At 74.0% G+C, this 8,631-nt stretch carries 6 protein-coding genes; 5 read left to right on the top strand and 1 reads right to left on the bottom strand.

Annotation, left to right across the window (positions count from 1 at the left end; genetic code table 11):
- The 5 genes from TR46_RS16220 to TR46_RS16200 form a co-directional block, all read left to right on the top strand.
- On the top strand, positions 1–742 hold a 742-nt coding region (locus TR46_RS16220; RefSeq protein ID WP_042400988.1), incomplete at its 5' end, for a sirohydrochlorin chelatase.
- A gap of 216 nt (positions 743–958) precedes the next feature.
- On the top strand, positions 959–2,221 hold the full coding sequence (locus TR46_RS16215) for a deoxyguanosinetriphosphate triphosphohydrolase (RefSeq protein ID WP_042400912.1): 1,263 nt from the start codon (positions 959–961) through the stop codon (positions 2,219–2,221).
- A gap of 104 nt (positions 2,222–2,325) precedes the next feature.
- Positions 2,326–3,585 carry an NAD(P)/FAD-dependent oxidoreductase gene (locus TR46_RS16210; protein ID WP_042400985.1) on the top strand — a complete coding sequence of 420 codons (1,260 nt, stop codon included), beginning with the start codon at positions 2,326–2,328 and terminating at the stop codon, positions 3,583–3,585.
- An 84-nt stretch (positions 3,586–3,669) separates the two neighbouring features.
- Positions 3,670–5,592 carry a DNA primase gene (dnaG, locus tag TR46_RS16205; protein ID WP_042400910.1) on the top strand — a complete coding sequence of 641 codons (1,923 nt, stop codon included), beginning with the start codon at positions 3,670–3,672 and terminating at the stop codon, positions 5,590–5,592.
- Positions 5,593–5,709: 117 nt separating this feature from the next.
- Complete coding sequence (locus TR46_RS16200; protein ID WP_042400907.1) at positions 5,710–7,026, top strand: RNA polymerase sigma factor; 1,317 nt, start codon at positions 5,710–5,712, stop codon at positions 7,024–7,026.
- A 26-nt stretch (positions 7,027–7,052) separates the two neighbouring features.
- On the opposite strand, the gene TR46_RS16195 is transcribed toward TR46_RS16200, so the two are convergent.
- Positions 7,053–8,477, bottom strand: coding sequence for an FGGY family carbohydrate kinase (locus TR46_RS16195; protein ID WP_042400904.1), 1,425 nt, complete (start codon positions 8,475–8,477; stop codon positions 7,053–7,055).
- Positions 8,478–8,631: the final 154 nt, after the last annotated feature.

Genomic DNA, 8,631 nt, shown 5'->3' with positions numbered 1-8,631 from the left:
GGTCGCGGTGGCGCACGGCTCGCGCAACCCCGCCGCGTCGGCGACCGCGCTGCGGCTGCTGGACCTGGTCCGCGCGCAGCGCCCGGGGCTGGACGTCCGGCTGGCCCACCTGGACCTCGACGAGCCCAAGCTCGACGAGGTGCTCGCCGGCCTGCCCCGGGCGGCCGGCGCCGTACTCGTCCCGCTGCTGCTGGGCCGCGGCTACCACGTGCGGATCGACATACCCGGGCAGCTGGCCCGGCACCCGCACCTGGACGCCGCGGTCGCCGCGCCACTCGGCCCGCACCCGCTGCTCGCCGAGGCGCTGCACCTGCGGCTCGCCGAGGCGGGCTGGGACGAGCCGGAGACCGCCCGGGTGCGCCACCGCGAGGCGAGGGACGCCGTGGTGCTCGCAGCCTCTGGGTCCAGGGACCCGGCCTCGGCCAAGGACGCGCAGACCCAGGCGCTGCTGCTGGCCGCGCGGCTGCATGTGCCGGTGGTGCCGGCCTACGTCTCGGCGGCGTCGCCGACGGTGCCGCAGGCGGTGGCCGCGTTGGCCGCACGCGGGTACCGGCGGATCGCCGTCTCCTCGTACTTCGCCGCGCCGGGGGACTTCGCCAACCTGGCAGCCTCGGCCGCGCCGTGGCTGGTGGGGGAGCCGCTGGGTGCCCAGGAGGCGATGGCGGGGTTGGTGCTGGCCCGGTACGACGAGGCCTTGCTCCGGACCGTTCGGTTTGCGGAGCCGGCCGTAAAAGCGGGGTAGCGCAGGTTCTGACGGATTCCTGGCCGCGGACCGTAGACGGTCTGTCGCACAGTTCCCCGCGTCCCTGGGCAGGCGCAACTCAACCACTGTGGGCACGTTGCAGTCCCCCGGGGGCGCGGGGAACTGCGCGACAAGCCCACTACGGTCCGCAGCCGAAATCCTGCTGCGCCACGTGTCCCGCCCGTTCTGTCGTACCCGGCGGATACGGTTGCCGGAATGGACGACAAGGAACAGGTCAGCGCCGGTTACACGGCCGCCGCGCAGGCCCGCTGGGTGGAGGAGCCGGACAAGCGCCCCGGCCGGACCGCCTTCCAGCGCGACCGCGCCCGCGTGCTGCACTCGGCCGCGCTGCGCCGGCTCGCCGGCACCACGCAGGTGGTGGCCCCGCTGGCCAGCGACTTCCCGCGGACCCGGCTGACCCACTCGCTGGAGTGCGCCCAGATCGGCCGGGAACTGGGCGCAGCCCTGGGCTGCGACCCGGATCTGATGGAGACCGCCTGCCTGTCCCACGACATCGGGCACCCTCCGTTCGGCCACACCGGCGAGGCGGCCCTGGACCGGGCCGCCGCCGGCTGCGGGGGCTTCGAGGGCAACGCCCAGAGCCTGCGCATCCTCACCCGGCTGGAACCCAAGCGGTTCGCCGACCTGGCCGGCGGCGACGGCCGCAGTGTCGGCCTCAACCTCACCCGGGCCGTGCTGGACGCCGCCACCAAGTACCCCTGGACCAGGGGCAGCCACCCCGAACTGCCGCAGAAGTACGGGGTCTACGCCGACGACCTGGCCGTCTTCGAGTGGCTGCGGCAGGGCGCGCCGGAGCGCCACCGCTGCTTCGAGGCCCAGGTGATGGACTGGTCCGACGATGTCGCCTACTCCGTCCACGATGTCGAGGACGGCCTGCACGCCGGCCATGTCGAGCCCGCCGCGCTGCGCTCCGCCGAGGAGCGGTCCGAGCTGTTCGCGGTGGCCGGGCGCTACGCGCCGGGCGCGGAGGAGGGCGAGCTGGCCGAGGCGCTGGACCGGCTGCAGGCCGAGGAGTGGTGGCCGCGCAGCTACGACGGCTCGGCCCGGGGGCGGGCCGCGCTCAAGGACCTCACCAGCCAGCTGATCGGCCGCTTCTGCACCGCCGCCGAGCAGGCCACCCGGACCCGCTACGGCCCGGGCCGGCTCAGCCGCTACCAGGCCGATCTGATCGTCCCGACCGGCGTCAGGCTGGAGTGCGCGGTGCTCAAGGCGGTCGCGGTGCGGTACGTGATGCAGCGTGACGACCAGGGCCAGCTGCGGGCCTGGCAGCGCGCGGTGATCGGGGAGCTGGCCGAGGCGCTGGTGGCCGCCGCGCCGCTGGGCCTGGACCCGGTGTTCCGGGCGCACTACGAGGAGGCTCCGGACGACGCGGGCCGGCTGCGCGCGGTGGTGGACCAGATCGCCACGCTGACCGACGCCTCGGCGGCGGCCCGGCACCGGCAGTTCGCCTCTGCATAGTGGAGTTGGTGTGCGGGTGTTTGCCTGGGCTTTGCCGCGGGCTTTTGCGCGGGGTGCAGCAGACGCTATGAAGGGTGCGGGCCGAACTGACGAAGGAGACCACGATGGTGGACGCACACGAGACCTATGTCATCGTCGGGGCAGGTCTGGCGGGAGCCAAGGCCGCTGAGACCCTGCGGGCGGAGGGGTTCACCGGACGGGTCATCCTGGTCGGCGAGGAGCGCGAGGCGCCGTACGAGCGCCCCGGCCTGTCCAAGGGCTACCTCACCGGCGCCGCCTCCAGGTCCGACCTCTTCGTCCACGATTCGCACTGGTACACCGAGCACGACATCGAGCTTCGGCTGGGAGCCCCGGCGACCCGGCTGGACTGCCCGGCCCGCACCCTGCACCTGGCCGACGGCACCGTGCTCACCTACGACAAGCTGCTGCTCGCCAGCGGTTCCGCGCCGCGCACCCTGGACGTCCCCGGGGTCGGCCTCGGCGGGGTGCACTACCTGCGCAAGCTGCCCGACGCCGAGCGGCTGCGGGCCTCGCTGCAGACCCTGGGCCGGGAGAACGGCCGGCTGCTGCTGGTCGGCGCGGGCTGGATCGGCCTGGAGGTCGCTGCCGCGGCCCGCGGCTACGGGGCCGAGGTCACCGTCGTCGAGCCGCAGCCGACCCCGCTGCACGGGGTGCTCGGCCCCGAGGTCGGCGCGTTCTTCACCCGGTTGCACGAGGACCGCGGCGTGCACTTCCACTTCGGCGCCGGGGTGACCGAGATCGAGGGCGAGGACGGCATGGTGCTGTCCGTGCACACCGACGACGGCGACGAGCACCCGGCCCACGCGGTGCTGATCGGCATCGGCGCGGCCCCGCAGACCGCGCTGGCCGAGGCCGCCGGGCTGGCCCTGGCCCCCCGCGAGGAGGGCGGCGGCATCGCCGTCGACTCCTCGCTGCGTACCTCGGACCGGGACGTCTACGCGGCCGGCGACGTGGCCTCGGCCGAGCACCCGCTGTTCGGGCGGCGGCTGCGGGTCGAGCACTGGGCCAACGCGCTCAACGGCGGCCCGGCGGCGGCCCGGTCGATGCTGGGCAAGCCGGTGGTCTACGACCGGGTCCCCTACTTCTTCTCGGACCAGTACGACCTCGGTCTGGAGTACTCCGGCTACGCCGCCCCGGGCTCCTACGACCACGTGGTGGTACGGGGCGACGCGGGCAAACGGGAGTTCATCGCCTTCTGGCAGAGCCCGGGGGGCCGGGTGCTGGCCGGGATGAACGTCAACGTCTGGGACGTGGCCGGCGGCATCCAGCAGCTGGTCCGCTCCGGCCGTTCCATCGACCCCGACCGGCTCGCCGACCCGGCGATCCCGTTCGCCGACCTCTGAGCCCGCCGACCTTCGAGCGCGCCGACTTCTGAGCCCGCTGCGACCCGTGAGGCGGTGTCGGCCCCCGGGCATACACTGCACCACGTGGCAGGGCGCATCAAGGACGAGGACGTGGACGCGGTTCGGGCCGCCGTCCGGATCGATGCTGTCGTGGGGGAGTACGTCCAGCTCACCAATGGCGGCGGCGGTCAGCTCAAGGGACTCTGCCCGTTCCACGACGAGAAGTCCGCCTCGTTCTACGTGAACCCCAGCAAGGGCGTCTACAGCTGCTTCGGCTGCCAGGAGAGCGGCGACACCCTCGGCTTCGTGATGAAGATCGAGCACCTGTCCTTCGTCGAGACGGTCGAACGGCTGGCGTCCACGGTCGGCATCACCCTGCGCTACGAGGGCGGCGGCTACCAGCCCGGCCAGCAGAAGGGCGAGCGGACCAGGCTGCTGGAGATCAACAAGATCGCGGCGGGCTGGTTCACCGAGCAGCTGAACACCCCGGAAGCCGAGATCGGCCGCACGTTCCTCAAGGAACGAGGGTTCGAGGCCGAGGCCGCCGCGCACTTCAGTCTGGGCTACGCCCCCGGGGGCTTCGAGAACCTCACCCGGTTCCTGCGCGGGCGCGGCTTCTCCGACCGCGAGCTGCTGCTCTCCGGCATCTGCTCGGAGGGCCAGCGCGGCCCGATGGACCGGTTCCGGGGCCGGCTGGTCTGGCCGATCCGCGACATCACCGGCGAGGTGGTCGGCTTCGGCGCGCGCAAGCTGCGCGAGGACGACAACGGCCCCAAGTACCTGAACACCCCGGAGACCCCGCTCTACAGGAAGTCCAACGTCCTCTACGGGATCGACCTGGCCAAGAAGGACATCGCCAGGACCGGCCGGGCCGTGGTGGTCGAGGGCTACACCGATGTGATGGCCTGTCACCTCGCAGGCGTGACGACGGCGGTGGCCACCTGCGGCACCGCGTTCGCCGAGGACCACATCAAGATCCTGCGCCGGCTGCTGATGGACACCTCCGCCTACCGCGGCGAGATCGTCTTCACCTTCGACGGCGACGCGGCCGGGCAGAAGGCCGCGCTGCGCGCCTTCGAGGACGACCAGAAGTTCGCCGCCAGGACCTCCATCGCCATCAGCCCCGGCGGGATGGACCCCTGCGAACTGCGGCTGGCCCAGGGCGACGAGGCGGTGCGCAGCCTGATCGAGCACCCGGTGCCGCTGTTCCTGTTCGCCATCCGGGCCGCCGTCGCCAGCCACAACCTGGAGACCGCGGAGGGCCGTTCGGCCGCGCTGGAGCAGGCCGCGCCGATCGTCGCCCGGATCAAGGACGGCTCGATCCAGCACGACTACGCGGTCCAGCTGGCCGGCATGGTCGGCATCCTGGACGAGCAGTTCGTGGTCCGCCGGGTCAGCCAACTGGCCCGCTGGCAGCGGGAACGGGACCAGCAGGCGGCCCGCTCCGGGGTCCGCCGCCAGGGCCACCAGCACGGCCCGCAGGCCCCGGCGGCTGCCGCGCCGATGCGCCCGGCCTACCGGCTCAACCCGCGCGACCCGGCCCAGTTCGTCGAGCGGGAGCTGCTTAAGCTCGCGCTGCAGCACCCGGCGCTGGTCGCCCCCACCTTCGACTTCTACGCCCAGGACGAGTTCCCGACCCCGCCCTACGGCGCGGTGAGGGCCGCCGTCGCCGCGGCCGGCGGCGTCGAGGCCGGGGCCGCCGCCCCGGACGCGTGGTCCGGCCGGGTCCGCGCGGCCGCGCCGGACGACGGCGTGCGCGGGCTGGTCACCGAGCTGACCGTGGAGCCGATCCGCACCCGGCGCGCCGCCGACGCCCTCTACGCCGGGGAGTTCCTGGTCAAGCTGCGGCTCCAGGCGGTGGACCGCCGGATCGCCGACTGCCGCGCCCACCTCCAGCGGCTCGGCCCCCGGGCCACGCCGGAGCAGCTCTCGGCCGTCCAGGGCGAGTTGTGGGCGCTCCAGCAGTACGGCCAGTCACTGCGCGAGCGCGGCGCCGCCGCCCTGTAGGGCCGGTCCGGACTTCCCCGCCGGCCGCACCCGGCACATGCCAGTCACCCTGCGTACCGAGAAAGTGCGCGCACACGTCTCTGCCTGAGCGTCAGCGCAGGAGCACACTGGGTTGCGGTGCCCGACTCATCAGAGCGCGAGACCGTCGAGCCCGGCGGGAACTCGCCTACCGCGACTCGGACGGAGGGCGGCGAGGCCCCCGCCGTCCCGACGCCGCGCGCGCGGACGGCACCTCCCGAACGCTCCAGGCTCCACCGCTCCACGAACGGTCCCAGCCCCGGCCAGCAGGCGTCGGCCCCCTCGTCCGCAGTGCGACATCCGGCGCCGGAAGGGAAGGACGTGGACCTCGCCACGGCCATCCGCCCAGCCCCGCAGGACAGTCAAGAGCAGGACGCGCAGGACGCGCAGGTGCGGCCCCCCGCCCCTGACCTGCCGCCCCACGCACCCGACCGGCCGCCGCCCGCCCCGGTGGCCGACGAGGAGGAGGCCGCCCCGGTCCCCTCGCTCGACGACACGGCCGGCCCTTCCGCCGACCTGTTCCGCCAGTACCTGCGTGAGATCGGCCGGATCCCGCTGCTCACCGCCGTCGACGAGGTGGAGCTCGCCCGCCAGGTCGAGGCCGGACTGTTCGCGGAGGAGTACCTCAACGCCAGTCCCGGCCTGGACGACGACCGCCTCGTCGGTGACCTGGACCGGCTGATCGTGCTGGGCCGGATCGCCAAGCGCCGCCTCATCGAAGCCAACCTGCGCCTGGTCGTCTCGGTGGCGAAACGGTACGTCGGACGCGGCCTGACCATGCTCGACCTGGTCCAGGAGGGCAATCTGGGGCTGATCCGGGCGGTCGAGAAGTTCGACTACGCCCGCGGCTACAAGTTCTCCACCTACGCCACCTGGTGGATCCGGCAGGCGATGAGCCGCGCGCTGGCCGACCAGGCCCGGACGATCCGGGTCCCGGTGCACGTGGTGGAGCTGATCAACCGGGTGGTGCGGGTGCAGCGGCGGCTGCTCCAGGAGCGCGGCAGCGAACCTACCCCGGCAGAGGTCGCCGCCGTGCTGGAACTGCCGACCGAGCGGGTGGTCGAGGTGCTGCGGCTGGCCCAGGAGCCGGTCTCGCTGCACGCCCCGGTCGGCGAGGAGGACGATGTCGCCCTCGGCGACCTGATCGAGGACGGCGACGCGACCTCGCCGGTGGAGTCCGCCGCCTTCATGCTGCTGCGCCAGCACCTGGAGGCGGTGCTCTCCACCCTCGGCGAGCGCGAACGCCGGGTGGTCCAGCTCCGCTACGGACTGGTGGACGGCCGTCCGCGCACCCTGGAGGAGATCGGGCGGATGTTCGGGGTGACCCGGGAGCGGATCCGCCAGATCGAGTCCAAGACCCTCAACAAGCTGCGCGATCACGCCTTCGCCGACCAACTCCGCGGCTACCTCGACTGAGCCCCGGGCGTTCGGCCCCGCCCGGCTCAGCCCAGCTCGGGGTGGGCCTGGGCCCGCACCGCGGCGAACTGCTGCCGTACCGCCTGGCCCACGCTGACGTCCTCGCCCGGGTCGATGGTCACCGCGTCGCGCAGCGGCCAGGCGGGCGGCAGCGCGGTGCCGGCCAGCGCCCAGGCGGCCTGGCGCGCAGCGCCGACCGCGGCGTAGTCGCCGGGCGCCGGGACCACCACCGGCACGCCCAGGATCAGCGGGGCGATGCTCTGCACCGCCGCCAGCCGTCCGGCCGAGCCGGTCAGGAACACCCGACGGACCGTCACCCCCTGGTCCCTGAGCACGTCGAGGGCGTCCGCGAGCCCGCACAGCATGCCCTCGACGGCGGCCCTGGCCAGGTGCTCGGGACGCATCGACTCGATCCGCAGCCCGGCCAGGGTGCCCGCGGCGTGCGGCAGCCTGGGGGTGCGCTCGCCGTCCAGGTAGGGGAGCAGCACCAGTCCGTAGGAGCCGGGGGTGGACCGCAGGGCCAGATCGCTGAGCCCGTCCGCGTCGGTGCGCAGCAGCTCGGCGGTGGCCTGCAGCACCCGGGCCGCGTTGAGCGTGGTGACCTGCGGCAGATGCCGTCCGGTGGCGTCGGCGAAGCTGGTGACCAGGCCGCCGGGGTCGATCACGGCCTGGTCGTGGACGGCGTGGATGGTGCCGTTGCTGCCGAGCGAGACCACCGCGTCGCCGGGCTCCAGGCCGAGGCCGAGCGTGGTGGCCATGGTGCTGCCGGTGCCGGCCGAGATCAGCAGGCCCTCGGGGCTGTGCCCGGCAGCCTCGGCGGGTCCCAGCACGTCGGGGACGGCGGCCTCGTGGCCGAGGGCCAGGCTCAGCAGGTCGCCCCGGTAGCGCCCGGTCGCCGAGGACCAGTAGCCGGTGCCCGAGGCGTCGCCGCGGTCGGTGGTGCGCCGCGCCGGGTGGCCCAGCAGCTGCCAGACCAGCCAGTCGTGCGGCAGCAGCACCTCGGCGACGCGGTGGGCGTACTGCGGCTCGTGCTCGGCCAGCCAGCGGAGCTTGGCGACGGTGGATCCGGCGGTGGGCACCCCGCCGACGGCCTCGGCCCAGGCGCCTGGCCCGCCGAGCGCGGTCACCAGCTGCGCCGCCGCCCCCGCGGCGCGCTGGTCGGCCCGCAGCACCGCCGGGCGCACCAGCACCCCGCCCGCGTCCTGGACGATCAGACCCTGCTGCTGGGCGCTGACGCCGATGGCGCGGACGCCCTCCAGCATCCCGCCGTCGGCGGCGGTGCCAAGCGAGCGCAGCCAGGACTGCGGGTCGATCTCGGCCACCGAGCTGCCGGCGGCGGCCGCGCCCGGGTGCGGGGCGCGGCTCTCACGCAGTACAGCGCCGGTGTCGGTGTCGCAGACCACGATCCTGGTGTTCTGGGTGGAGCAGTCGATGCCTGCCGAAATCGCCATGGAACGAGATCATGCCGCACCCGGGGGCCCGACAGCACCAACCCGGCGGGTGGGGGCTACTTCCCGGTGCTGCCCCAGGCGTCGCTCTTTCCAGCGGCGGTGCGTTCCCGCAGGTAGGGGACGCGTTCGGTGACCGACGGCGGCAGCTTGTCGC

This window comes from Streptacidiphilus carbonis (genome assembly GCF_000787775.1).
Lineage (GTDB): Bacteria > Actinomycetota > Actinomycetes > Streptomycetales > Streptomycetaceae > Streptacidiphilus > Streptacidiphilus carbonis.
This window is presented reverse-complemented; position numbering and strand designations above follow the sequence as displayed.